Here is a 24,127-nt window from a genome sequence, read left to right as displayed (position 1 = left end):
CCCGAGCTGCGGTTGCGTGCCCCGGTGCTGAAGGTGCTGGAACCGAACTTCGCCGACAACGTGTCCGTCGACCAGGACCTGGCCGTGCGCTGGAGCGTCGACCTCAAGGGCTCGGGCTACACCAGGGCCAGCGTGCTCGGCGCCGGCAATCGCGTGTACACCGCGTCCAACGGCCACCTCTTCGAGGTGGACGCGCTCACCGGCAGGGTGCGCAACTCCCTGCTGGTCACCGGTGACCTGGCCGAGCTGGGCAGCTACGAGACCCGGCTGGCCATCGCCGGCAACCTGGTGTTCGCCGGCGTGCACGGGCGGGTCTACGCGGTGCCGGTAGGCGGTGGGCGGTTCGACAGCGTCTGGAAAACCACCCTGCCCGGTGCCAACGGAACCGTCGTCGAGGTGCTGGCCGTTCACGGCAGGGTGTTCGCCGGCGCCCACGGCTACCTCTACGAGATCGACCCGCACGACGGCGCCGTCCTGCGCTCGGTACAGCTCGGCAGCAGGTTCGGCCAGGGCGACTACACCATGCGGCTGGCGGTGGCCGGCCCGACGCTGGTCGCCGGCACGCACGGTCGGGTGTACGGAATCGCCCTGGCCGACTTCAGCACGGCGTGGGAGCTCGGCCTGCCGGACGCCGGCTACCAGCGGGTCGACGTGCTGGCCGGCGCCGGGCGGCTCTTCGCCGCCAGCAACGGGCTGGCCTACCGGATCGATCCGGCCACCGGCGCGCTGCGGAACCAGCTGCGGGTCGCCGGGCTGCTCGGCACCGGGGACTACACCACCTCGCTGGCGGCCAACGCCCGGCAGCTGTTCGTGGGCACCCACGGCCACGTCTACGCGATCGACCTCACCGACTGGGCGCAGCCGGCCTGGACGGCCGAGCTGGCCGGCGACCGGCACTCGCTGCCCAGCCTGGTGGCCACCGACGACCAGCTGCTGGCGGGCTCCTACGGTCACGTGTTCCGGATCGATCCGGCCACCGGCGTGGTCCAGCGTTCGACCATGGTGACCCCGGGCGTGGGGGTCGGCGACTACGAGACCCGGCTGGCGTTCGACACCGCCGCCGACGAGGTGTACGCCGGAACGCACGGGTACGCCTACAAGCTGGCCTCGGTCAGCGTCTGATCCTCACAGCTCGCCGAGCGCGGTCACCGGGTTCTCGATGCAGTCGGCCACGAATCGCAGGAACCCACCGGCCACCCCGCCGTCGCAGGCGCGGTGGTCGAAGGACAGGGTGAGCTGGCTGACCTGCCGGACGGTGAGCGTGCCGTCGTGCACCCAGGGCCGGTCGATGATCCGGCCCAGGCCCAGGATGGCCACCTCGGGATGGTTGATGATGGCGGCCGAGCCGTCCACCCCGAACACGCCGTAGTTGTTCACGGTGAAGGTGCCGCCGGTCAGCTCGGCCGGGGTCAGCGAGCCGCCCCGGGCCGCGTCGGTGCGGGCGGTCAGCGCCGCCGACAGCTGCCGGGTGGTCAGGGCCTGTGCCTTCGGCACCACCGGCACCACCAGCCCGCGCGGGGTCTGGGCGGCGAACCCGAGGTTGACGTCGGGCAGGATCTCCACGGCGTCCTCGCCGATCCGGCTGTTCAGCTCGCGGTAGCGCTGCAGGCCCAGCACGCAGAACCGCGCCACCAGCGCCAGCACGCTCACCGGCTCGTCCGGCCGGGCGGCGTTGAGCGCCTGCCGGGCCTCCAGCAGGCCGGTCGCGTCCACGTCGACCCAGACCGTCGCCTCGGGGATCTCGCGGCGGGACCGGCTCAGCTTGTCGGCCATCGCCTTACGCAGGCCCGCCAGCGGCACCCGTTCGATGCCGGCCGCGGCGGGCCGGACAGCTGCTTCGGCCGGTTCCCGCGAAACCGCGGCGGGTGCTTGCACGGGCGAGAATTCCTCGACGTCGCAACGGCGAATGACGCCGGACGGGTCCGACGGCCGAACCGCGGCCAGGTCGATGCCGCGGTCCCGGGCGAGCTTGCGCACCACCGGCGAGATCACCGAGGTGGCCACCGGACCGGAGCCGTTGGACGCCGATGCCGCAGCACCGGGGCGGCGCAACCGGCCGCGGCGGCGGGCCGGCGCCGAGGAGGTGCCGTAACCCACCAGGACGTTGCCGGAGTACTCCGACGATTCGGCGGCTGCCTCGGATGCCGCGGGAGCCGCGGGTGCCTCGGTGGCAGCGGGCTTCGAGCCGGCTGCGCTGCGGGCTCGATCAGCCGCGCCGGCCTCGTCGACCGTGATCAACGGCGAGCCGACCAGGACCCGCTCACCGGGATTGCCGAACAGCGCCGAGACCCGTCCGGCGAACGGGATCGGCACCTCGACCGAGGCTTTGGCGGTCTCGACTTCGACCACCGGCTGGTCGACGCGTACCTCGTCGCCGACCTCGACCAGCCAGGTCAGGATCTCGGCGTCGGTCAGGCCCTCGCCCAGGTCGGGCAGCAGGAAGTCAGGCATCGTTGCCCGGCCCGTCCGGCAGCACCACGGTGTCGTCGAACTGCAGCCGGTCCACCGCGTCCAGGATCCGGTCGACCGAGGGCAGGTGGTACTTCTCCAGCATCGGTGGCGGGTACGGGATGTCGAAGCCGGTGACCCGGCCGATCGGCGCGTGCAACTGGTGGAAGCACTGCTCGGTGAGCCGGGCGGCCACCTCGGCGCCGAAGCCGGCGAACCCGCTGGCCTCGTGCACCACCACGGCCCGCCCGGTCCGGCGCACCGAGGCGACCACCGTCCGGTCGTCGAACGGGCTGAGCGAGCGCAGGTCGACCACCTCGGCCGAGATGCCCTCCTCGGCGGCCGCGTCGGCTGCCTCCAGCAGCGTCGGCACCATCGAGCCGTAGCCGATCAGGGTCACGTCGGTGCCGGTCCGGCGCACCAGCGCCTGGAAGAACGGCGCCGCGGGCTCGGCCGAGATCTCCTCCTTGGCCCAGTACCGCCGCTTGGGTTCGAAGAACAGCACCGGGTCGTCGCTGGCGATCGCCTGGCGCAGCAGCCAGTAGGCGTCCGACGCGGTGCCGGGCGTCACCACCCGCAGGCCCGGAGTGGACACCCAGTACGCCTCGGAGGAGTCGGAGTGGTGCTCCACCCCGCCGATGCCGCCGCCGTACGGAATCCGGATCACCACCGGCAGCCGGACCCGGCCGCGGGTGCGGTTGTGCAGCTTGGCCAGGTGCGAGGTGATCTGCTCGAAGGCCGGGTAGGAGAAGGCATCGAACTGCATCTCGACCACCGGGCGCAGCCCGTGCATGGCCATGCCGATCGCGGTGCCGACGATGCCGGCCTCGGCCAGCGGCGAGTCGAACACCCGCTGCTCGCCGAACTCGGCGGCCAGGCCGTCGGTTACCCGGAAGACGCCGCCGAGCGTGCCGACGTCCTCGCCGTAGACCAGCACCCGCTCGTCGGCGCGCAGCTCGTCGGCCAGTGCCCGGTTCAGGGCACCGGCCATGGTCAGGCTGCCGAGCTGTGCGCCGGCGGCACTGTCGACCAAGGCGGTCATGACTCCTCCGCAAGCTCGTCGGCGAGGCCGGCAGCCTGCTTGCGCAGCGCGGCGGTCGGCTCGGTGTAGACGTGCGTGAACAGCTCCGCCGGGTCGGTGACCGGGTCGGCGTTCATCGCCGCCCGCAGCCGGTCGGCCCGCTCCTCGCCCTCCTGGCCGATCGCGGCGACGGCGGCCTCGTCCAGCACGCCGGCCTCGGTCAGGTAGGTCTGCAACCGGCTGATCGGGTCGCGGGCCAGCCAGCTGGCCACCTCGGCGTCCTGCCGGTAGCGGGTGGCGTCGTCGGCGTTGGTGTGCGCCTCGATCCGGTAGGTCAGCGCCTCGATCAGGGTCGGGCCGCCGCCGGACCGGGCCCGCTCGATCGCCTCGGTCACCGCCACGTGCACCATGGCCGCGTCGTTGCCGTCGATCAGCACCCCCGGCATGCCGTAGCCGATGCCCTTGTGGGCCAGCGACGGGGCGTGGGTCTGCTTGGCCAGCGGCACCGAGATCGCGTAGCCGTTGTTCTGCACCAGGAACACCACCGGGGCCTGCCAGACCGCGGCGATGTTGAACGCCTCGTGGGTGTCGCCCTCGCTGGTGGCCCCGTCGCCCAGCATCACCACGGCCACCGTGTCCTCGCCGGCGAGCTTGGCCGCGTGCGCCAGGCCCACCCCGTGCAGGGTGTTGGTGGCCAGCGGCGTGCACTGCGGTGCGGTGCGGTGCAGGTAGGGGTCGTAGCCGCAGTGCCAGTCACCGCGCAGCAGGGTCAGCGCCTCGACCGGGTTGATGCCGCGGCTGACCAGCGCCATGGTGTCCCGGTAGGTCGGGAACAGCCAGTCCCGCTCGGCCATGGCGGCCACCGCACCCACCTGGCAGGCTTCCTGGCCGCGGGCCGAGGGGTAGACCGCCAGCCGGCCCTGCTTGGTGAGCGCGGTGGCCTGGCTGTCGAAGCGCCGGCCCAGCGACATCAGCCGGAACAGCTCGAGCAGCACCTCGGAGCCGGGGAGCGCCGCCGGGTCGGCCGGGTTCGGCCTCCCGTCGGCATCGATCAGGTAGCGCGGCGCCGCGGCGGGCAGCAGCGCGTCGGACGGAGTGACCACGGTCATGGGCCAAGTGTGGTCTGTCCAGAGCCGTTGATCCAGAAAACGGGTGCAGATTCAGACGATCGGCTAGCTCAGTCTTGATATCGTGCAGTATGTCGAATTCAAGGCGCCCACAGGCGGTCGACGTCAGACAACCGGTCCAGCTTGACGACACCGACCGGGCGATCGTCGCCGAGTTGCGCGAGGACGGCCGGCTGTCGATGCGAGCCCTCGCCGAGAAGCTGCACATCTCCCGCGCCAGCGCCTACACCCGGGTCGAACGGCTGGTGTCGGAAGGCGTGATCACCGGCTACACCGCCACCATCGACCCGGAACGCTACGGCTTCGGGATCTCGGCCTACGTCTATCTCAAGATCAGCCAGCATTCCTGGAAGGCGGTCCGCCGGCAGGTGCTGCAGATTCCCGAGGTCTGGCACGGCGCGCTGGTCTCCGGCGAGAACGACCTGGTGCTCCTGGTCCGCACCTCGGATGCTGCCAGCATGCGCGAGCTGGTGCTCAACACGTTCCAGACCATGCCGGACGTGCTGGCCACCCAGACCGTGCTGATCCTGGACGAGCTGAGCGGCCCGGAGAAGAGCCTGTAGCGCGCGGCGATTGTTGCGGATCCTGGGGGAGGTTTGCGATCATGTGGGGGCAGGCCCCGGCCTCCTTCCAGGGCCTGCCCCGAGTGGGCCGGTTACCGTCCCGCAAGGGTCCGGATCAGTTCAGCAGTGGCCAGGATCGTCGGTGCGATCGTCGCAAGCGCAACGCACCAGATCCTGGCTTTCTGCTTCCCTGACATCTTCGGCATTCCATCTCACCTCCTCCTCCAGCAGGGCCGCGTACCGGATTGCCGCGGTCCTGCCGAAGGAGCAGGCCCCGACGATCCTGGCAGGCCCCACCGCCGCGTCAGCTGGTTGTCCACAGGCCGTGCGTAAACGTTTCCGCATGGTTCACCGGGTTGCCTAGACTCGACGGCATGACGGTTCCCGCTCTGACTCTGAACAATGGCGTGCAGATTCCCCAGCTGGGCTTCGGGGTGTTCCTGGTGCCCGACACCGAGACCCAGGCCGCCGTCCGCGCGGCGCTGCAAGCCGGTTACCGGCACATCGACACCGCCAAGCTGTACCAGAACGAGGCCGGCGTCGGTGCGGCCATCGCCGAGGCGGGCATCCCCCGCGACGAGCTGTTCGTGACCACCAAGGTGTGGAACTCCGAGCAGGGCTTCGACCCGGCGATCGCGTCCTTCGAGGCCTCGATGGAGCGCCTCGGCCTGGACGTGCTGGACCTGCTGCTGATCCACTGGCCGGCTCCCGACCTCGACCGCTACGTCGACACCTGGCGCGCCTTCGAGAAGCTCTACGCCGACGGGCGGGTGCGCGCCATCGGGGTGTCTAACTTCCAGCCCGCCCACCTGCAACGGTTGCTCGACGAGACCGACGTGGTGCCGGCGATCAACCAGATCGAGCTGCACCCGCTGCTGCCGCAGAACGAACTGCGGGCCTTCCACGCCGAGCACGGCATCCTCACCGAGGCGTGGTCGCCGCTGGCCCGCGGCGGTTCGGTGCTCACCGACCCGGTGATCACCTCGATCGCCGGCCGGGTCGGCAGGACGCCGGCCCAGGTGATCCTGCGCTGGCATCTGGAGCTCGGCAACGTGGTGATCCCCAAGTCGGTGACGCCGGCCCGGATCGCCGAGAACATCGACGTCTTCGACTTCAGCCTCACCTCCGATGACCACCAGGCCATCGCCGGCCTGGAGACCGGCGAACGGATCGGTCCGGATCCGGACACCTTCAGCCGCGGCTGAGCAGGTAGCCGGCCGGCCTGACTCCCGGTTTCGTATCCGATTCGTGCGCCAGGGCATGCGAAACGGATACGAAACCGGTGGGATGCCGGCCTGCCGCTGAGGCCGCCGGGGGTCTCAGGACGCCAGCGCGGCGGCCACGATCTGGCGGGCCTCGTCCTGGATCCGGGCCAGGTGGCCGGGCCCGTCGAAGGACTCGGCGTAGAGCTTGTAGACGTCCTCGGTGCCGGACGGCCGGGCGGCGAACCAGCCGCGCTCGGTGGTCACCTTCAGCCCGCCGATCGGGGCCCCGTTGCCCGGTGCGGTGGTCAGCCGGTCGGTGATCGGGTCGCCGGCCAGCGTGTCGGCCGTCACCTGCGCCGGCGACAGCTTGCCCAGCACCGCCTTCTGCTCCCGGGTGGCCGGCGAGTCGATCCGGGCGTAGGCCGGATCGCCGAACCGGGCGGTCAGCTCCCGGTATTGCTCGGACGGGGACGTGCCGGTCACCGCCAGCATCTCCGAGGCGAGCAGGCACAGGATGATGCCGTCCTTGTCGGTGGTCCAGACGCTGCCGTCGCGCTGCAGGAATGACGCACCGGCCGACTCCTCGCCGCCGAAACCGACCGAGCCGTCCAGGAGGCCGGGCACGAACCATTTGAACCCGACCGGCACCTCGATCAGCTTGCGTCCGAGGTCGGCGGCCACCCGGTCGATCATCGACGAGCTGACCAGGGTCTTGCCCACCGCGGCATCGGCGCGCCAGCCGGGCCGGTGCGAGTAGAGATAGGCAATCGCTGCCGACAGGAAGTGGTTCGGGTTCATCAGGCCGTCCGGGGTGACGATGCCGTGCCGGTCGGAGTCGGTGTCGTTGCCGGTGGCGATGTCAAAACGGGTGGCGCCGCTCGAGTCGCGCTGCATCCGGCCGATCAGCGAGGCCATCGCCGACGGCGACGAGCAGTCCATCCGGATCTTGCCGTCCCAGTCCAGGGTCATGAAGCCGAACTGCGGGTCCACCTCGGGATTCACCACGGTCAGGTCCAGGCCGTAGCGCGAGCCGATCTCACCCCAGTAGGCCACCGACGCACCGCCGAGCGGGTCGGCACCGATCCGGACGCCGGCCGAGCGGATCGCGTCCAGGTCGAGCACGCCGGCCAGCGCGCTGACGTATTCATCTAGGAAGTCGAAGCCCTGCACGTAGTCCGAGCTCACCGCGCGCTCGTAGGGAATGCGCTTGACCGTGGCCACCCCGTCGGCCAGCAGCTCGTTGGCCCGGTTCTGGATCCAGCCGGTGATCTCGGTGCCGGCCGGGCCGCCGTCCGGCGGGTTGTACTTGAAGCCGCCGTCGGCCGGCGGGTTGTGCGACGGGGTGACCACCACGCCGTCGGCCCGGCCGGAGCCGCGGCCGGCGTTGTGAGCAATGATGGCGCGCGACACCGCCGGGGTCGGGGTGAGGCCCTGCCGGGAGTCGACCAGGGTGGTCACCTCGTGCGCGGCGAGCACCTCCAGCGCGGTGCGGGTCGCGGGCTCGGACAGCGCGTGGCTGTCGGCGCCGAGATAGAGCGGCCCGTCGATGCCCTGCGCGGCCCGGTACTCGCAGATCGCCTGGCTGGTAGCCGCGATGTGGTCTTCATTGAAGGTGGTGTGCAGCGAGGAGCCGCGGTGCCCGGAGGTGCCGAAGCTGACCCGTTGCTCGGCAACCGAGACGTCCGGGTGCAGCTGGTAGTAGGCCTCGACCAGGCGACCGACGTCGACGAGGTCTTCGGCGGTGGCAGGCGTTCCGGCGCGGGGATTCGACATCTTCCGATCAAACCACTTCCGGGGCCGGGCGAGCAGGGGTGCGGCAGCGGGCCTGAGCGGGTATCGTGACCGAATAAGTTCAACTACTGAACAAATGGCGGGACGAGACCATGACGCTTACCTCCACCACGCTCACCCCGACGAAGGCCGACCGGTTCTCCTTCGGCCTCTGGACCATCGGCTGGCAGGCCCGCGACCAGTTCGGCGACGCCAGCCGCGCGCCGCTGGACCCGATCGAGGCGGTGCACCGGCTGGCCGAGCTGGGCGCCTACGGCATCACCTTCCACGACGACGACCTGGTGCCGTTCGGCGCCTCGCCCGCCGACCGCGACAAGCGGCTGGCCGAGTTCCGGCAGGCGCTGGACGAGACCGGCCTGGTGGTGCCGATGGTGACCACCAACCTGTTCACCCACCCGGTGTTCAAGGACGGCGGCTTCACCAGCAACGACCGCTCGGTGCGCCGGTACGCGCTGCGCAAGGTGCTGCGCAATCTCGAGCTCGCCGCCGAGCTCGGCGCGCAGACCTTCGTGCTGTGGGGCGGCCGCGAGGGCAGCGAGTACGACAGCGCCAAGGACGTCCGGGCCGCGCTGGACCGCTACCGCGAGGCGATGAACCTGCTGACCGGGTTCGTCACCGACCGGGGCTACGGCATCCGGTTCGCGCTGGAGCCCAAGCCCAACGAGCCGCGCGGCGACATCCTGCTGCCCACGGTCGGCAACGCGCTGGCCTTCATCGCCACCCTGGACCGTCCCGACCTGGTCGGCGTCAACCCCGAGGTCGGCCACGAGCAGATGGCCGGGCTGAACTTCGTGCACAGCGTCGCCCAGGCGCTCTGGCACGGCAAGCTGTTCCACATCGACCTCAACGGCCAGCGCAGCATCAAGTTCGACCAGGACCTGGTGTTCGGCCACGGCGACCTGCTCAACGCCTTCGGGCTGGTGGACCTGCTGGAGTTCGGCGGTCCCGCCGGTTCTGACGGCGTTGCCGGTCCCGCTTACACCGGGCCGCGGCACTTCGACTACAAGCCGTCCCGGACCGAGGACTATGACGGCGTCTGGGACTCGGTGCGCGCCAACATGCGCACCTACCTGATCCTCAAGGAGCGGGCCGCGGCGTTCCGCGCCGACCCGGAGGTGCGGCAGGCGCTGGCCGACGCCCGGGTGGCCGAGCTCTCCCGGCCCACCCTGGCCGACGGCGAGGGCCATGCCGAGCTGCTGGCCGACCGGAGCGCGTTCGAGGACTTCGACGCCGGCCAGGTCGCCGAGCGCGGCTACGGCTTCGTCCGGCTCAACCAGCTCGCGCTGGAACACCTGACCGGCGCCCGCTGATCGGGCTGACATGAGTAGTGCGCTGGTCGCCGGGGTGGATTCCTCCACCCAGTCGTGCAAGGTGGTGATCCGCGACGCCACGACCGGCCGGTTGGTGCGTTCCGGCCGGGCCGATCACCCGGACGGCACCGAGGTGCACCCGGACGCCTGGTGGCAGGCGCTGACCACCGCGCTGGCCCGGGCCGGCGGCCTGGACGACGTCCGGGCGTTGAGCGTGGCCGGCCAGCAGCACGGCATGGTCTGCCTGGACGAGACGGGCCGGGTGGTCCGTCCGGCGCTGTTGTGGAACGACACCCGCTCGGCGGCCGCGGCGGCCGGCCTGGTCGCCGAGCTCGGCGCGCCGTACTGGGCCGCGGCGGTCGGCAGCGTCCCGGTGGCCTCCTTCACGGTCAGCAAGCTGCGCTGGCTGGCCGAGCACGAGCCGGACAACGCCGCCCGGACCGCCGCGGTGTGCCTGCCGCACGACTGGCTGAGCTGGCGGCTGGCCGGCGCCGACCGCGGGCCGGACCCGCTCGCCCGGCTGGTCACCGACCGCTCGGACGCCTCGGGCACTGGTTACTTCGACGGCCGCAGCGATTCCTACCGCACCGATCTGCTGGTCCGGGCGCTGGGCCACCAGCCGGCACTGCCCCGGGTGGCCGGGCCGGCCGAGGCAACGGCCGAACTGGATGGCGCAGATGCGCTGCTCGGCCCCGGCGCCGGTGACAACGCGGCCGCCGCGCTCGGCACCCAGCTGGGCCCGAATGTGCTGGTCTCGCTGGGGACGTCCGGAGTGGCCTGTGCCCGCAGCGAGATCCCGCCGGCCGACGAGAGCGGGCTGGTGGCCGGCTTCTGCGACGCGACGGGGGAGTTCCTGCCGCTGGCCTGCACCCTGAACGCGGCCCGGGTGCTGGACGCGGCGGCCGGCCTGCTCGGGGTGAGCCTGGCCGAGCTGAGCGCGCTGGCGCTGTCCGCCGAACCCGGGGCCGGCGGGGTGACCGTGGTGCCGTACCTGGAAGGCGAGCGCACCCCCAACCTGCCGGACGCCACCGGCGCGGTGCACGGGCTGACGCTGGCCAACGCGCAGCCGGCCAACCTGGCCCGGGCGGCGGTGGAGGGCATGCTGTGCGGGTTGGCCGCCGGCCTGGACGCCCTGGTCGCCCAGGGGGTGTCGGTGGCCGGCGTGCACCTGGTCGGCGGCGCCGCCCGGTCCGAGGCGGTGCGGCGGATCGCGCCGGCGGTGTTCGGAGTGCCGGTGACGGTGCCCGAGCCCGGCGAGTACGTGGCCGACGGGGCGGCCCGGCAGGCTGCCTGGGTGCTGGCCGGCTCCGCCGAGCCGCCGGTCTGGGAGCTGGGCCGGCCGGTGGTCTTCGAGGCGGCTGCCACGCCGGGACTGCGGGAGCGCTACGCCGAGGCGGCCGACCGGTACCTGGACCGGCAAGCAGGGTTCCCGGACCGATGACCGCGCCGGGCGGCCCGGCCGGCCAGCAGACCGTCCGGCGGCACAACCTGGGCCTGATCAGTACGGCGCTGGCCGCCGGCCCCAGCTCCCGGGCCGAGCTGGCGCAGCGCACCGGGCTGACCAAGGCCACCGTGTCTAGCCTGGTGGACCAGCTGATCGCCCGCCGGATCGTGGTCGAGGGGGAGCCCGCCGCCACCGGGGTGGGCCGGCCGGCGCGGCCGGTGCAGCTCGATCCGGACGGGCCGGTGGCACTCGGCGTGGAGATCAACGTCGACTACCTGGCCGCCTGCGTGCTGGACCTGACCGGTGCGCTGCGCTGCTACCGGCACCGGACGGTGGCCAACCGGAGTGCAGCCCCGGCCGGCATCCTGGCGCAGGTGGTGGCGCTGGCCGAGGAGGTGGCCGACGAGCTCGGCCAGCCGCTGCTCGGCGGCGGGTTGGCGCTGCCCGGGGTGGTGGGCGCCGACGGCACGGTGCTGCGGGCGCCGAACCTGCCGAGCCTGACCGGCACGATGCCCGGCCGGGAGCTGGCCGCCGCGCTCGGCCTGCCGGAGCTGCTGGTCGACAACGAGGCCAACCTGGGGGCGCTGGCGAGCCTGCGTACGGAGCCCGCGGTGGGCCCGGACTTCGTCTATGTCTCCGGCGAGATCGGGGTGGGCGCCGGCCTGGTGGTGGCCGGTGAGCTGTTCCGCGGGGTGCACGGCTTCGCCGGCGAGCTCGGCCACGTGGTGGTCACCCGGGACGGGCCGGCCTGCGGGTGCGGCGGCCAGGGCTGCGTGGAGCAGTACGCCGGCCAGGAGGTGCTGCTGCGCGCTGCTGGGCAGCCGGACCTGGAACGGCTGGAGGCCGCGGTGGCGGCCGGTGACCCGGCGGCGCTGGCCGCGGTCGAGCAGGCCGGCAGCGCCCTGGGGGTGGGCCTGGCCTCGCTGCTCAACGTGCTGGACCTGCCCACCGTGGTGCTCGGCGGCGGCTACGCCCGGCTGTTCGACGCCATCACCCCGGCCCTGGCCGAGCAGCTGGACCGGCGGGCGCTGGCGCCGCGCGGCGCCGGGCGGCTGAGCCGGTCCCCGCTGGGCACCGACGCGGCGGTCCGCGGAGCGGCCGGCGCGGTGCTGGACCGCGCGCTGCGCGATCCGGCCGGCCTCACCGGGTCGGGCGCGAGTTCAGGTTCCAGTACCCCTTGGCGTACACCTCGGACCGGCTGAGCCCGAGCCGGGCCAGCGCGTCGCGCACCGCGACGATCACCCGGGACTCGCCCAGCAGGTAGCCGAAGCCGGCACCGGTGCCAGGCTGCACCCCGTCGAGCGCCCCGATCAGCAGGTCCGGCCGGCCGGCCGGCTGGCCGTCGCGGGTCAGCCAGCGCACCTCGGCGTTGCCGGGCAGCGGGTAGCGCTCGCCGTCGTCGGCGATCTCGGCCAGCACCCGCAGCCGCCGACCGGCCGCCTCGGCCGCTTCAGCCAGTGCGCCGATCGCCGGCAGGCCGGACTCGTCGGTGAGCGCCAGCAGCCAGTCCGCCGGCGGCAGCGGCAGCTCACCGCGCGGCCCGAAGAAGGTCACCTGCTCGCCGGCCCGCAGCGAGGCCGCCCAGCTGGAACCGGGGCCGTGCCCGTGCAGCAGCGCGTCCAGCACCAGCCGGTCGCCGTCGGAGGACCGGACGGTGTAGCGCCGCCGCACCTCCCGGCCGTCCGGGCCGGCCAGCACCACCGCGATGTCGCAGCCCAGCGGCCAGTCCCGCTCGGCGATCTCCGGCGCGGTCAGCACGATCCGGCGCATATGGGGCGAGAGGGAGCCCACCTCGGCGACTGTGGTGAGGAATTGACCGGTACGCGTTATGTGTTGGACCCCAGGCATAGTGGTTTCAGGATGCCATTGCGGCACGTCGAGAAGGAGTTCCATGCCCACCGAACTGACCAAGGTCACCTACGTCACCTCGGCCACCGCGACCGGCGGCCGGGCCGGCCACGTCACCAGCACCGACGGCCTCGTCGACTTCGACCTCGCCCAGCCGGGCAGCACGCCCGAGCCCGCGGTCAATCCCGAGACGCTGTTCGCCGCCGGCTACGCCGCCTGCTTCCAGGGGGCGCTGGCCAACCGGGCCAAGACCAAGGGCGTCGACACCTCCGACTCCAAGGTGACCGCGCACGTCTCGTTCGGGCCGTCGGAGGACGGCGGGTTCGGCCTGGCGGTCGAGCTGGAGGTGAGCATCCCCGGCGTGGAGCAGGCGCAGGCCCAGGAGCTGCTGGAGCTGGCGCATCAGTTCTGCCCGTACTCCAAGGCCACCCGCGGCAACATCGTGGTCACCCTGACGGCGGTCTGAGCCGCCTTCTCCGGCGGCTCGCTGCTAGGCACGATCCGGTCCGGCGGCCGTGCTCCGGGGTGCAGAATGGTCCTATGGCCATCAGCGTGTTCGACCTCTTCTCGATCGGGATCGGACCGTCCTCCTCGCACACGGTGGGCCCGATGCGGGCCGCCCGGACGTTCGCGCTGGGCCTGGAGGCCGACGGGCTGCTGGACAAGGTCGCCCGGGTGCGGGTCGAGCTGTTCGGCTCGCTCGGCGCCACTGGACGCGGGCACGGCTCGGACCGGGCGGTGGTGCTGGGCCTGGAGGGCGAGACTCCCGAGGAGGTCGACACCGACTCGGTGCTCGACCGGGTCGCCGAGGTGCGCCGGACCGAGACGGTGCGGCTGCTGGGCCGCCACCCGGTGCAGCTGACTGCCACCGACCTGGTGCTGCACCGGCGCTCGACGCTGCCGTTCCATCCCAACGGAATGCGGTTCACCGCCTACGCCGAGCCGGCACCGGCAGTGAGCGCCGAGGGGCCGGAGGCCGACCCGCCGCTGCGCGAGCGGACCTACTACTCGGTCGGCGGCGGGTTCGTGGTCGACGAGGACGCCACCGGCGCCGACCGGATCAAGCCGGACGACATCGTGCTGCCCTATCCGTTCACCACCGCCGCCGAGCTGTGCGCGCACGCCGCGGCCAGCGGGCTGCCGATCTCGGATGTGATGCTGGCCAACGAGTGCGTCTGGCGTCCGGAGGCCGAGGTGCGGGCCGGCCTGCTGCGGATCTGGCAGGCGATGCAGGACTGCGTGACGGCCGGCTGCGGGCACGGCGGGGTGCTGCCGGGTGGGCTGAAGGTGCGCCGGCGGGCGCCGGAGCTGTACCAGAAGCTGAACTCCGACCCGTTCTCCACCGACCCGCTGCGAGTGATGGACTGGGTGAACCTGTTCGCGCTGGCGGTCAACGAGGAGAACGCGGCCGGCGGCCGGGTGGTCACCGCCCCGACCAACGGCGCGGCCGGCATCATCCCGGCCGTGCTGCTCTACTACCGGCGGTTCGTGCCGGGCGCCTCCGACGACGGGGTGGTCCGGTTCCTGCTGACCGCGGGGGCCATCGGGGTGCTGTACAAGGAGAACGCCTCGATCTCCGGCGCCGAGGTGGGCTGCCAGGGCGAGGTCGGCTCGGCCTGCTCGATGGCTGCCGGGGCGCTGTGCGAGGTGCTCGGCGGCACCCCGCTGCAGGCGGAGAACGCCGCCGAGATCGGCATGGAGCACAACCTGGGACTGACCTGCGACCCGATCGGCGGCCTGGTCCAGGTGCCGTGCATCGAGCGCAACGCGATGGCCGCGGTGAAGGCGATCAACGCCGCCCGGATCGCGATGCAGGGCGACGGCCAGCACATCGTCAGCCTGGACAAGGTGATCCGGACGATGCGCCAGACCGGGGCCGACATGCAGGTCAAGTACAAGGAGACCTCGCGCGGGGGCCTCGCGGTCAACATCATCGAATGCTGAGCCGCTGCGGCCAGAGCCTGACGGGGCACCCGGCCGTCGGGTTGTCCGGCCGCTGAGCCGCTGACGGTCAGGCCGGCGGCGGGTCGGTGAGTTCGGCGTCGATGCCGGTTTGTACCTCACCGGCGGTGGTGTCGACCGGATTGGCGGTGCTCCTGTCCGGCTTGTTGTCGTAGCACTCGTGCAGGTAGCCCGCCTGGAAGCACACCACCACGGCGGCGGCCGGCAGGCGGTTGATCTGGTAGTGGCCGGTGTCGTCGGCTTGGTCGCTACCGAGGTATGAGCCGTCGACCCCCGTGGCTTCGGCGAAGGCGTATGGGATGCCGTTGCCCGCCGTGTCGGTGATCTGGCCGCTGATGCCGGCGCCGTCGGCGAGTTGGGCGTCGATGCCGGTCCGCATCTGTCCGGCGGTGGTGTCGACCGGGTTTGCGGTGTTCATGTCCGGCTTGTTGTCGTAGCACTCGTACGGGTAGCCGGTGTCGTTGGGGCCTGCGTAGCTGTCGAAGCAGAGCACCGCCGCGGTCGCCGGCAGGCCGGTGAGCTGGTAGCGGCCCGTGTCGTCGGTGAAGCCGCCACTGGCGAGGTACGAGCCGTCGACCCGGTAGACCTCTACGGAGATGGACGGGAGCCCGTGGCCGGCCGAGTCGGTGACCCGGCCGCTGATGCCGGCGCCCACGGCGAGTTCGGCGTCGATGCCGGTGGTCACCGTGCCGCCGGTTACGTGTACCAGGGCGTAGCTGTTGTTGTCGTAACACTCGTTGACATATCCGGTGGGGGCCGGTTGACGGACGTTCACCGCGTCGAAGCAGACGGCGTAGTCGCCCGGCGCCAGTCCGGGCAGCCGGTAGCTGCCGTCGGAGTAGTCGGAGCTGGCGCCGGTGGCGTACTGGCCGGACTCGGGATCGAAGGCGTAGATGTAGACACCGCCGAGCGCGGCGCCGTCGGAGCCGGTGATCCGGCCGGTGATGGCGGCGCCCGCCCGCAGCACCGCGTTCACCGTGACGGAGCCGGCGGCCCCCACCGTAACCGGGTCCGCGGTGTCCATCGAGGGCTGGTTGTCGTAGCACTGCATGGCGTAGCCACCGGCAGCCGGACCTTGGGCGTAGGAGGGGTCGAAGCAGACCCGGTAGTCATCGGCGGCCAGGCCGCTCAGGGTGTAGTTGCCGGACTCGTCGGTCTGGGAGAAGTAGCCCTCCCAGGTGTTCCAGCTGTAGGCGCTGACCAGAACGCCGCTGATCGGGGCGCCCGAGGCATCGGTGATGGTGCCGGTGATCGAGGCGCCCTTCGACAGTTGCACGTCGGCGGTGCTCAGCTGCCCGGCGGTCACGGCGATCGGCGAGCCGGTGCCGTCGGCCTGGGCTCCGTAGCAGGTGCGCCGGTAGCCGCCGGCGGTGTAGGTCGGGTCGAAGCAGACCGTCACGTCGCCGGGCGCCACGCCGTTGAACAGGTAACGGCCGGACTCGTCGGTGTTGGTCGAGTTCAGCTGGTTGCCCGAGCTGTCGAACACGCTCACCCAGACACCGGGCACCGGACCGCTGTCGCCGGTGACGGTGCCACCGACCCCGCCGGCCTTCTCGACGGTCCCGTTCACCGTGGTGGCCTGGCCCGCCTCCACGTCCACGTTCAGCCAGTGGTCACCGGCGCAACTGTTGGTGTAGCCGTAGGGCGCGGCGTCCGAGACGGTGTACGAGCCGTCGAAGCACAGGGTGTAGTTGCCGGTCGGCAACCCGGTGAGTGCGTAGGCGCCGGTGCTGTCGCTGAAGCCATAAGAGCCGTAGTCAGCGCTGAATGCTGAAGCCGAGATGGCCGGCAGCAGGACGCCGCTGGTGTCGGTGATGTGGCCGGTGATCGCGCCGCCGGTGGCTAGCGCCGCGTCGATGCCCGAGCTGGTGTGCCCGAGGGTCACCGGGACGGGGGTGCCGGAGTTGTACGGCGGCTGGTCGTCGTAACACTCGTCGAGGTAGCCGGTGGTCGATGCTCCGGTGGCGCCCTGGCTGGAGAAGCACACCTGGTACGAGCCGGCGGGCAGGCCGGTCACGGTGTAGCTGCCGTCAGAGCGGGTGACGGCGCCGGAGCTGTACTGGCTGGGATCGTCGAGGTCGTACACGGACACCGACACGTCGGAGATGGCGCGATTGGCGGAATCGGTGACCCGGCCGGAAATCGCCCCGGCGACCAGCAGGTAGTCGACCAGACCGGAGGTCATCTTGCCGGCGCGCACGGTCACCGGCGTGCCGATGTTGCCGTAGCCGTAGGGCTGCTGGCGGTAGCAGCCGGGCAGGTACCCGGTGACGGAGTGGCCGGTGGTCTCGTTGTTGGCATGGAAGCAGAGCAGATAGGAGCCCGAGGCCAGCCCGGTGACCGAGAACTGGCCGTTGGTTGCGGTGGCCGTACCTGCCACGTAGTCGCCGGAACCCGCCACGCGGATCTCGACCGCCGCCTGGACGATGGGGTGACCCTGCTGGTCGGTCAGCTGGCCGCGCAGGCCCGTTGCGGTGCTGGTCGAGCGGGTCGCGGTGGTCAGGGTTGCAGCGACCCCGACGTTGCGACTCTTGTCCCGGGGGAACACCGCGTAGCTGTAGGTACTGGTGCCGGTGAGGTGCTTGTCGGTGAATGCCGTCTTACGGCCGTCCAGGGCCGCGACCAGCGTGCCCTCCGAGGCGGTGACCGGCGGGGTGTCGCTCGCCGCTCGCCGGATCAGCACTCCGGCGAAGTCCGGATCGGTGGGATTGGTCCAGGTCAGGCTGATCGAGCGGACGTCGTTGCCGGCCATCCGGAGGTCAGTGACCGGTGCGGGTGGGGTGCTGTCCCGAGGCGGCTTGAGGGCCGGGCCCGGGTGAGGTGACCCGGGGCCGACCGGGCCGGGGGTCGGCCCGGTGGCATAGGACGGCGAGCTGGTCGCCAATCCCGCTGCCAGTGACCCCGCGACGAGCAGAACAAGGACAGACCGACGTGCGGTCATATTAACCCCCCGTTAAGGCACAACCGGGGCGACCCTAGCCCTCGCGGGACCAATTAGTCCAGCAAAACGGGCGGAAATGTCTCCATGGGGGTCAAGTGGCCTCAAGCCGGCAGCGTGAGCCAACGGCAAGGGCCGCCCGATCCCGGTGGATCGAGCGGCCCTGTGCCATATGTCGCGATACCCAAGAGGCGTTAGTGGACGCCCACCGTGGCCGGGTCGATCTCGGCTACCTCGTCCTTGCCGGTGGTGATCATGGTGGCGGTGACGATCACGCCCACCACGGCGAACAGCGCCGCGGCGAAGAAGCCCCGGGACGAGCCGTGCGCCAGCACCTCGTGGTAGGCACGGACCGCGGTGGCGTCCTGCAGCGCCTCGGCTGACGCGCGCAGCGCGCCGGAGGCCTGCTGGGCGATCTCGCCGAAGTGCTGCAGCACGGTCGGCTTGGCCTGGCCGCTCTGCACCAGCCCGCCGAGTACCTCGCCCTGGTGCTTGCCCTCGTTCTTGGCGGCGGTGGCGAACACCGTGGTCAGCACCGACAGGCCGATCGAGCCGCCGACCTGCTGGCCGACGTTCAGCAGCGCGGACGCCAGACCCGCCTCGTGCGGCGCGACGCCGGCCACCGCGACCGTAGTCAGCGGCACGAAGATGCAGCCGATGCCGAAGGCCATCACCAGCAGCGAGGGCAGCAGGTGCCCGGCGTAGCTGGAGTCGGCGGAGATGGTGGACAGCCAGAACAGGCCGCCGGACATCACCACGGAGCCGAACAGGATCAGGTTGCGCGGGCCGATCCGCGGCAGCAGCTTCGCCGACAGCTGCGCGGCGATGCCGATCGTGAAGGCCACCGGCAGGAACGCCAGGCCCGCCTGCAGCGAGGAGTAGCCCAGCACCAGCTGCACGAAGTAGGTGACGAAGAAGAACATGCCGAACATGGCCGCGCCGATGATCAGCATGACGATGTAGGCGCCGGAGCGGTTCTTGTCGCGCAGGGTGCGCAGCGGCATCATCGCGTACGACAGCCTTGCCTGGAGTGCGACGAAGCTCGCCAGCAGCACCACGGCGATCACGAACGCGGCGATGGTGGTGCCGTCCCGCCAGCCCTTGGACGCGGCGTGGATGAAGCCGTACACCAGCGAGGCCATGCCGACGGTGGACAGCGCCCCGCCAAGCCAGTCGAAGCGTCCGGTGAGCCGGTCGGACTCGTGCACGAAGATGTAGGCGCCGGCGATCAGGGCGATACCGATCGGGACATTGACGAACAGCACCCAGCGCCAGGTGAGGTACTCGGTCAGCAGGCCGCCGAGCAGCAGGCCGAGGGCGGCGCCAGCGCCGGCCACCGCGGCGAACACCGCGAAGGCCCTTGTCCGTTCGGGGCCTTCGTCGAACTCGGTGGTGATCAGCGACAGGGCGGTGGGCGAGGAGATCGCGCCGCCGACGCCCTGGATGATCCGGCCGATGATCAGGAACTCGAAGCTGTGGGCCAGGCCGCCCAGGAAGCTGCCGAGGGTGAACAGGGCCAGGCCCACCATGAACATCCGGCGGCGGCCGAGGATGTCGCCGGCCCGGCCGCCGAGCAGCAGCAGGCCGCCGAAGGCGAGGGTGTAGGCGTTGATCGCCCAGGTCATGTCGGTCTGGTTCTTGCCGAAGTACTCGCCCATCTTGGGCAGCGCGATGTTCACGATGGTGCCATCGAGAACGATCATCAGCTGCGCGCCGGCGATGATCAGCAGGGTGAGGCCGGGGTGCTTGGCCTTGCCGTGCCTTTCGGCAGCGGCCGGCTGGTTCGTCGTGGTCACGACTCTCCTCGAATGCTGGAGCTGATGCCGGGCGGTCTGCCGCGCGGCGGTTTCAGTGTGGCCGGGCTGGTGCGGGTACGGCCTCGGCGGTTTCTCGGGTGTTGCCCGCTTCACATCGTGATAAGGAACGTCGGCGTTTCTTGGGGTAGGCTAGCGGGTACCAGATAAGAAACGCAAACGTGCACTACGGCGAGTTTCGTCGGTTCGCTCACAGCTCAATCGCCTCCCCCGGCCCACGATCAGGAAGAAAGCGTCCCCACCATGACCTCGGCAGCGACCTCGGCACCGGACTCCTCGGTAGAGGAGCCCGGACGGCAGCGTAAGCGTGGCGCGGAGCTCGAGCGAGCGATTAAGGACGCCACCATCGCCGAACTCGCCGACGGCGGCTACGGCAGCGTCACCATCGAGTCGGTGGCCGCCCGGGCCCAGACCGGCAAGGCTTCGATCTACCGCCGCTGGCCCACCAAGCAGGAACTGGTGCTGGACGCGCTGGGGGACCTGCTGGCCGGCCCGCTGCTGGGCGCGGTGGAGATGCAGCTGGACGACAAGATCAGCACCCGGGACGCGCTGCTGACCCTGGTCCGCCGGATCACCCGGCTGATGACCGGCATGGGCGGGGACGCGATGCGCTCGATCATGGGCGAGTCGCTGCGGGACGCGACGTTCTGCGGGACGTTCGAGTGCGACTTCTTCGATCCGCGCAAGCAGGTGCTGCTCGGCCTGCTGGAGCGTGGCGTGCGCCGGGGCGAGGTGCGCCCGGAGGCGGTGTCGGTGCTGGTGCCCGAGATGCTGGCCGGCACCCTGATCCACCGGGTGGTGGTCCGCCGCCGGCCGATCAGCGACGCCGAGCTGGTGGAGCTGGTGGACGAGTTCGTGATGCCGGCCATCAGCCCGCGCTGAGGTCGGCTGCTCGTAGCTGGTTGCCGGGTGTGCCCGGGTCGCGTTGGTGCGGGTCGCATTGGGCCGTGTTGCACGGGGCTGGGTCGCGTTGGCCCGGCTGCGGGCGGCCCAGTAAGGTGTGCGGCTGTACGGTCGTGCTCGTCCAGGCGGCCGAGGGAGGCTTCGCCTAGTCCGGTCTATGGCGCCGCACTGCTAATGCGGTTTGGGTTAATCACCCATCCGGGGTTCAAATCCCCGAGCCTCCGCCCTCGTTCGTAGCCCCGTCCCTCGTGGCGGGGCTTCGTGCTGTCCGGAGGCGTGAGCTGTCCGAATCGGGCGTGGGCCTGTTCGGTGCCGGCAGTCCTGGGTGTCGCCGGCTGGTGTCCCTCGCTGCGGGTTGCGCGGTCCGATACCGCTTTGGTCGCCCTCCCGGCCACCCGCTAGACTCGACCCTCGGTTCCAACGCGCCCGTAGCTCAACGGATAGAGCACTTGACTACGGATCAAGAGGTTAGGGGTTCGAATCCCTTCGGGCGCACCTGAGAGAGCGGCTTTCAAACGTAACGCCTCTCTTACAGCGGGCCCTGGTGGTAGCCAGCGAAGCTCGTGATTCCGCGGCCAGCCGGATTAAGGTCCAAGATCAGGTTCAGTTTCGACCCAACCGCAAGCTCCAGCCCACCGAGGTCGCCGCCTTGGTGAAGTCCTATCGCGCCGGCATCGCGATCAAGGCGCTGAGCCGCCAGTTCGGACTGCATGAGCAGACGGTGCGCGCTCACTTGGAACGGGCAGCAGTCGAGCTACGACCGCAGCAGGTCCTCACAGCGGCGCAAGCGGCCGAGATCGCGGAGCTCTACCGAGCTGGGGTCTCCCTGCGGCAGCTGGGGCTGCAGTACAACGTCGCCGACAACAGCATCAGGAACTACTTGCTTCGGGCTAACGTGGAGCTGCGGGCGGCACGGAGGTTGCCTCGTCAGTACGGATATTCGAGAAGCGTGTGATGGTGGGGTCGCGGGTCGAGCGTGCAACTCCCGTCCAGCTTTCCACTACGCTCCACCGCATCCATACCATCCGGTGACGGCTAAGCCTGGATCAAGCCGGCGGCCTCGGCGAATCGCAAATGCGTTGACGCGCTCTACGTAACCAGGCGGGGTCATTAGCCCTGGTAAGGATGATGCATACGACGTCTAAGTACCGGGCATAATTGATCTTGCTGTGTTCGAACACACTTGCCGCGGTACAGCACAGCTCGTATGCGTCGGTCGGAGCGAGACGGTCTAGTAATACTGCGGTGTCAAGCTTGGCAGCCACCGCCTGTTCGAGGAGGTGGTTGTGTTGACGTATCACATGGTATTCACGAATCATCGCGGTTCCATCTGAGCGGGTTTGGAATGCCCATAAACTGTTCGCGTCGAGGAATCTGGTCCATATCGCGGCTTGCACGATCTCATTCAATAGAGGCTCGCCGGTTTGTGCCGCATGAACAGTCTCGTGGACCTGCTGCATAAAGCAATAGAAGTCAACAGGCGCTCCCGAACCGTAAGTTGCAATAAGCCTACGACGACGTTCATCAGGCAGGCGATCCCAATATGTAGCCCCCCGAAACACCGGCGGGCGTGGATAGAACACGGAGGCATCGAAAATATCCCTCCAGGTCAGCTCCCGGACATCCGGTATGCGGGTAACCGAGCCGACCAGGCCTACTCGATAGCACTGCGCTAACCAGAGGCTACGGAGCTCGTCGTATAAGTCCCCCACGCCGGTCGCCATACTCGGAATCGGCATCCATCCGCCAAGCGCAGTGCTGGGTAACAGATACCGGCGCAGATACTCATCGCGTGTCCGGCCCAACGCGCGTCGGTTAAACTTCGGAGGTCTCGGACGGTATCCGAATCTTTCTATAGGCTTCGCGAGCCAAAACGCGTAACGATCTATGAAATATCCGGGTATTGAGCGGGGCAGCCATCGGTCATGGTGAAATTTGGGAGCGTGCAAGTTCCACCACCAGGCCGCAGTTAATCGCCGGCTCATAATGCGCTGGGTCGAACGAGACCGAATAGGTGTGTCGGAAGTCATCGCGAGCGCTCACGTAGAGCGCAAGCATCGCGAACTGCTACCCGCGACCTGCTACCGGTAGCGTCGATTTCGGCGCCACCGGAAGTGATCAGCATGCGAAGTGCCTCTATCAGCAGAGGATCCTCCCATTGGACGGGCTTAGCGATGGTGCACCCGTAGTCAGCTAACTGGCTGACTAGGTCAGTCACCGAGAGCCGTCGGATACCGCGCCACTCGGCCGGTGTACCTGCCCGAGAGCGCAGGAACAGTCGGGCAGCCAACTCCACGAACGCCGATGCCTCAGGCGCGCCGACCACCGCAAGAATCTCGGCACGCGAGATGACAGCCCGAGCCTCGGCCGCGGCGCGCGCTTGGTAGGCGTCTTGGTGGACGGCTGCCATAGGAGAGTCGATAGCGTCAGGCAGTTGCGGCAGTTGGCCAACAACCGCAAGTCCTTGCGCAGCATTCCATTGACAGGCCCGCCGAATACAAGGGGCAAGCCTTGCCGGTGCAACTACGTCGAAGGGTAAGCCTCGAAGCCCCCCGAGGTGCCTGAGTTCTGTGAACGCCACGTTGACATCCGCTGCCTCGCCGTCCAGCCACACATCAATATCGCCCGGAGACGACACTGATTCGTCAAGCCACGACCCGAACAAAACAATGTTCAAGCGATGAGAACAATCCCTTAAAGGGGAAAAGTGGAAAATATCGGTGGCCACTGCCTGCAATGCAGCAACAATATCGGCGGTATGGCATCGTTGTTTTCGTGCGAGCACAGTTAGCTACCTATTTGAGATAATCGACAATAGCTTGGAGAACCCGGTCGAGTTCATCGTCTGCATCTACTACTATGGTGGAGTCCGATGTAGACCCGAATCCTGGAGAGACGTAGGAGACTGAACCCCGGCGGGCGAACTCCTCTAGGGAAAAGCTATTTTGCCTAATATTGACAACAGGTGCACCAGCGAGCGGCACGAAGACGTAATTATGGATCCACCAGCCTTGACGGCCGGATCCTGCGAAAAGCCGGCGAACCAGGCCGCTCCCATGCGCCGGCCCATCGGAAAAGCGTACCGGTCCACTGGCATACCGTGCCGGCCTGGTGGCCTGCTGCTGCAGCGCCACTACCGCCTCTCGTACCGCTGGCACTAGCGCGAGAGCACGCTGCACTTGAGCGGCCCGACGTTGCCGTTCAACGGCTGAGGCTCGATCGACAGCCGCTTGATGTGCCTGTTGCTGTGCCTGCTTCTCGGCGCGAGCTTGGGCTAACCGCTTCTCGAATTCGCTCATGGTAGGGCTATTGTACCGGCATGACCTCTCGTGCAGATATAACCTCGTGTGGCGCCGCGCATGGCAACCGCCTTCGAAGAGCAAGTGACGAATCACCGCGCGCCATATGGTCTCGCATCGGTCCGAAGCAGCGTATGCACGGTAAAACTGATCCCAGAACCGCGCGCCGTGAGATTGATGACGCCGTCCGTCTGTGTGCGTCGAACTTAATCACATAGCCCACGCGACCTCGTTCGCCCGGGTCGAGGGCCCGGCCGGACGCCGCCCTCGACACCGACCGCTACAAGAACCGCAACATCATCGAGCGTGGCTTCAACATCACCAACCAATGGCGCGGCCTTGCCACCCGCTACGACCGACTCGCCACCATCTACCGCGGAGCCGCCGTCCTCAGAGCCATCACCCTCTGGCTCAAACGGTTAGGAGACGCGCCCTAGCTGACGATCGGCAGCTA

The 24,127-nt window shown here is 69.8% G+C and carries 17 protein-coding genes, 2 tRNA genes and 1 pseudogene; 13 read left to right on the top strand and 7 right to left on the bottom strand.

All coding sequences use genetic code 11. The features are described 5' to 3' along the window. Positions 1-1,122, top strand: a 1,122-nt coding sequence (locus VLJ82_RS07945) for a PQQ-binding-like beta-propeller repeat protein (protein ID WP_408662791.1), incomplete at its 5' end; no start/stop codon positions are given. A 3-nt stretch (positions 1,123-1,125) separates the two neighbouring features. Here the strand turns inward: VLJ82_RS07945 and VLJ82_RS07940 are convergent. From VLJ82_RS07940 to pdhA, 3 genes are read right to left on the bottom strand one after another with little or no spacing between them, the layout of a single operon-like run. Next, positions 1,126-2,451 (bottom strand): dihydrolipoamide acetyltransferase family protein, encoded by a 1,326-nt coding sequence (locus tag VLJ82_RS07940; protein ID WP_408662790.1) that lies wholly within the window; start codon positions 2,449-2,451, stop codon positions 1,126-1,128. Next, entirely contained in the window at positions 2,444-3,490 is a 1,047-nt protein-coding gene (locus tag VLJ82_RS07935; RefSeq protein ID WP_408662789.1) for an alpha-ketoacid dehydrogenase subunit beta, read from the bottom strand. Before VLJ82_RS07935 ends, VLJ82_RS07940 begins: the two co-directional genes overlap by 8 nt. Continuing rightward, the gene (gene pdhA, locus VLJ82_RS07930; protein WP_408662788.1) at positions 3,487-4,578 is read right to left on the bottom strand and encodes a pyruvate dehydrogenase (acetyl-transferring) E1 component subunit alpha; all 1,092 of its coding nucleotides are present in this window, start codon (positions 4,576-4,578) and stop codon (positions 3,487-3,489) included. The genes VLJ82_RS07935 and pdhA overlap by 4 nt, the downstream gene beginning before the upstream one ends. A gap of 89 nt (positions 4,579-4,667) precedes the next feature. On the opposite strand from pdhA, the gene VLJ82_RS07925 reads away from it, so the two are divergent. After that, positions 4,668-5,159 carry an Lrp/AsnC family transcriptional regulator gene (locus VLJ82_RS07925; RefSeq protein ID WP_408662787.1) on the top strand — a complete coding sequence of 164 codons (492 nt, stop codon included), beginning with the start codon at positions 4,668-4,670 and terminating at the stop codon, positions 5,157-5,159. A gap of 374 nt (positions 5,160-5,533) precedes the next feature. Then, on the top strand, positions 5,534-6,364 hold the full coding sequence (locus tag VLJ82_RS07920) for an aldo/keto reductase (protein ID WP_408662786.1): 831 nt from the start codon (positions 5,534-5,536) through the stop codon (positions 6,362-6,364). A gap of 114 nt (positions 6,365-6,478) precedes the next feature. Here VLJ82_RS07920 and pgm read toward each other — a convergent pair whose 3' ends face one another. After that, entirely contained in the window at positions 6,479-8,137 is a 1,659-nt protein-coding gene (gene pgm, locus VLJ82_RS07915; RefSeq protein WP_408662785.1) for a phosphoglucomutase (alpha-D-glucose-1,6-bisphosphate-dependent), read from the bottom strand. Positions 8,138-8,247: 110 nt separating this feature from the next. Between pgm and xylA the strand changes: the two genes are divergently transcribed. Genes xylA through VLJ82_RS07900 form a run of 3 tightly spaced genes read left to right on the top strand, consistent with a single transcriptional unit; the run spans position 8,248 to position 12,111 of the window. Further along, positions 8,248-9,465 (top strand): xylose isomerase, encoded by a 1,218-nt coding sequence (gene xylA, locus VLJ82_RS07910; protein WP_408662784.1) that lies wholly within the window; start codon positions 8,248-8,250, stop codon positions 9,463-9,465. Between the two features lie 10 nt (positions 9,466-9,475). Beyond that, a complete protein-coding gene (gene xylB, locus VLJ82_RS07905) occupies positions 9,476-10,906 on the top strand; it encodes a xylulokinase (protein WP_408662783.1) in 1,431 nt (476 codons plus the stop codon). After that, entirely contained in the window at positions 10,903-12,111 is a 1,209-nt protein-coding gene (locus VLJ82_RS07900; RefSeq protein ID WP_408662782.1) for an ROK family protein, read from the top strand. The genes xylB and VLJ82_RS07900 overlap by 4 nt, the downstream gene beginning before the upstream one ends. Here VLJ82_RS07900 and VLJ82_RS07895 read toward each other — a convergent pair. Then, positions 12,050-12,700 (bottom strand): siderophore-interacting protein, encoded by a 651-nt coding sequence (locus VLJ82_RS07895; protein WP_408662781.1) that lies wholly within the window; start codon positions 12,698-12,700, stop codon positions 12,050-12,052. The two genes, VLJ82_RS07900 and VLJ82_RS07895, sit on opposite strands and share 62 nt — an antisense overlap. Positions 12,701-12,800: 100 nt before the next feature. Here VLJ82_RS07895 and VLJ82_RS07890 point away from each other — a divergent pair, with 100 nt between their 5' ends. Both VLJ82_RS07890 and VLJ82_RS07885 read left to right on the top strand, forming a co-directional pair. Beyond that, positions 12,801-13,223 (top strand): organic hydroperoxide resistance protein, encoded by a 423-nt coding sequence (locus VLJ82_RS07890; protein ID WP_408662780.1) that lies wholly within the window; start codon positions 12,801-12,803, stop codon positions 13,221-13,223. A gap of 74 nt (positions 13,224-13,297) precedes the next feature. Then, positions 13,298-14,701: an L-serine ammonia-lyase gene (locus tag VLJ82_RS07885; RefSeq protein WP_408662779.1), complete on the top strand. Its 1,404-nt coding sequence runs from the start codon at positions 13,298-13,300 to the stop codon at positions 14,699-14,701. A 67-nt stretch (positions 14,702-14,768) separates the two neighbouring features. Here VLJ82_RS07885 and VLJ82_RS07880 read toward each other — a convergent pair whose 3' ends face one another. Both VLJ82_RS07880 and VLJ82_RS07875 read right to left on the bottom strand, forming a co-directional pair. Further along, the gene (locus VLJ82_RS07880) at positions 14,769-17,471 is read right to left on the bottom strand and encodes a carboxypeptidase regulatory-like domain-containing protein (RefSeq protein WP_408662778.1); all 2,703 of its coding nucleotides are present in this window, start codon (positions 17,469-17,471) and stop codon (positions 14,769-14,771) included. 380 nt (positions 17,472-17,851) lie between these two features. Then, entirely contained in the window at positions 17,852-19,453 is a 1,602-nt protein-coding gene (locus VLJ82_RS07875; protein WP_408662777.1) for a DHA2 family efflux MFS transporter permease subunit, read from the bottom strand. A gap of 261 nt (positions 19,454-19,714) precedes the next feature. On the opposite strand from VLJ82_RS07875, the gene VLJ82_RS07870 reads away from it, so the two are divergent. The 5 genes and pseudogenes from VLJ82_RS07870 to VLJ82_RS07850 form a co-directional block, all read left to right on the top strand. Beyond that, positions 19,715-20,353 carry a TetR/AcrR family transcriptional regulator gene (locus tag VLJ82_RS07870; protein WP_408662776.1) on the top strand — a complete coding sequence of 213 codons (639 nt, stop codon included), beginning with the start codon at positions 19,715-19,717 and terminating at the stop codon, positions 20,351-20,353. 155 nt (positions 20,354-20,508) lie between these two features. Next, positions 20,509-20,598 (top strand) — tRNA-Ser (locus tag VLJ82_RS07865). A gap of 198 nt (positions 20,599-20,796) precedes the next feature. Next, positions 20,797-20,869: transfer RNA gene (locus VLJ82_RS07860), tRNA-Arg, on the top strand. Positions 20,870-20,918: 49 nt separating this feature from the next. Then, on the top strand, positions 20,919-21,329 hold the full coding sequence (locus VLJ82_RS07855; protein ID WP_408662775.1) for a hypothetical protein: 411 nt from the start codon (positions 20,919-20,921) through the stop codon (positions 21,327-21,329). Between the two features lie 2,631 nt (positions 21,330-23,960). Then, a pseudogene (locus VLJ82_RS07850) lies at positions 23,961-24,110 on the top strand (IS5/IS1182 family transposase); the annotation flags it as partial. Positions 24,111-24,127: the final 17 nt, after the last annotated feature.

The organism is Jatrophihabitans sp. (assembly GCF_035474675.1).
Lineage (GTDB): Bacteria > Actinomycetota > Actinomycetes > Mycobacteriales > Jatrophihabitantaceae > Jatrophihabitans_A.
The sequence above is the reverse complement of the archived record's forward strand: the minus strand, read 5'-3'. Positions and strand labels throughout refer to the sequence as shown.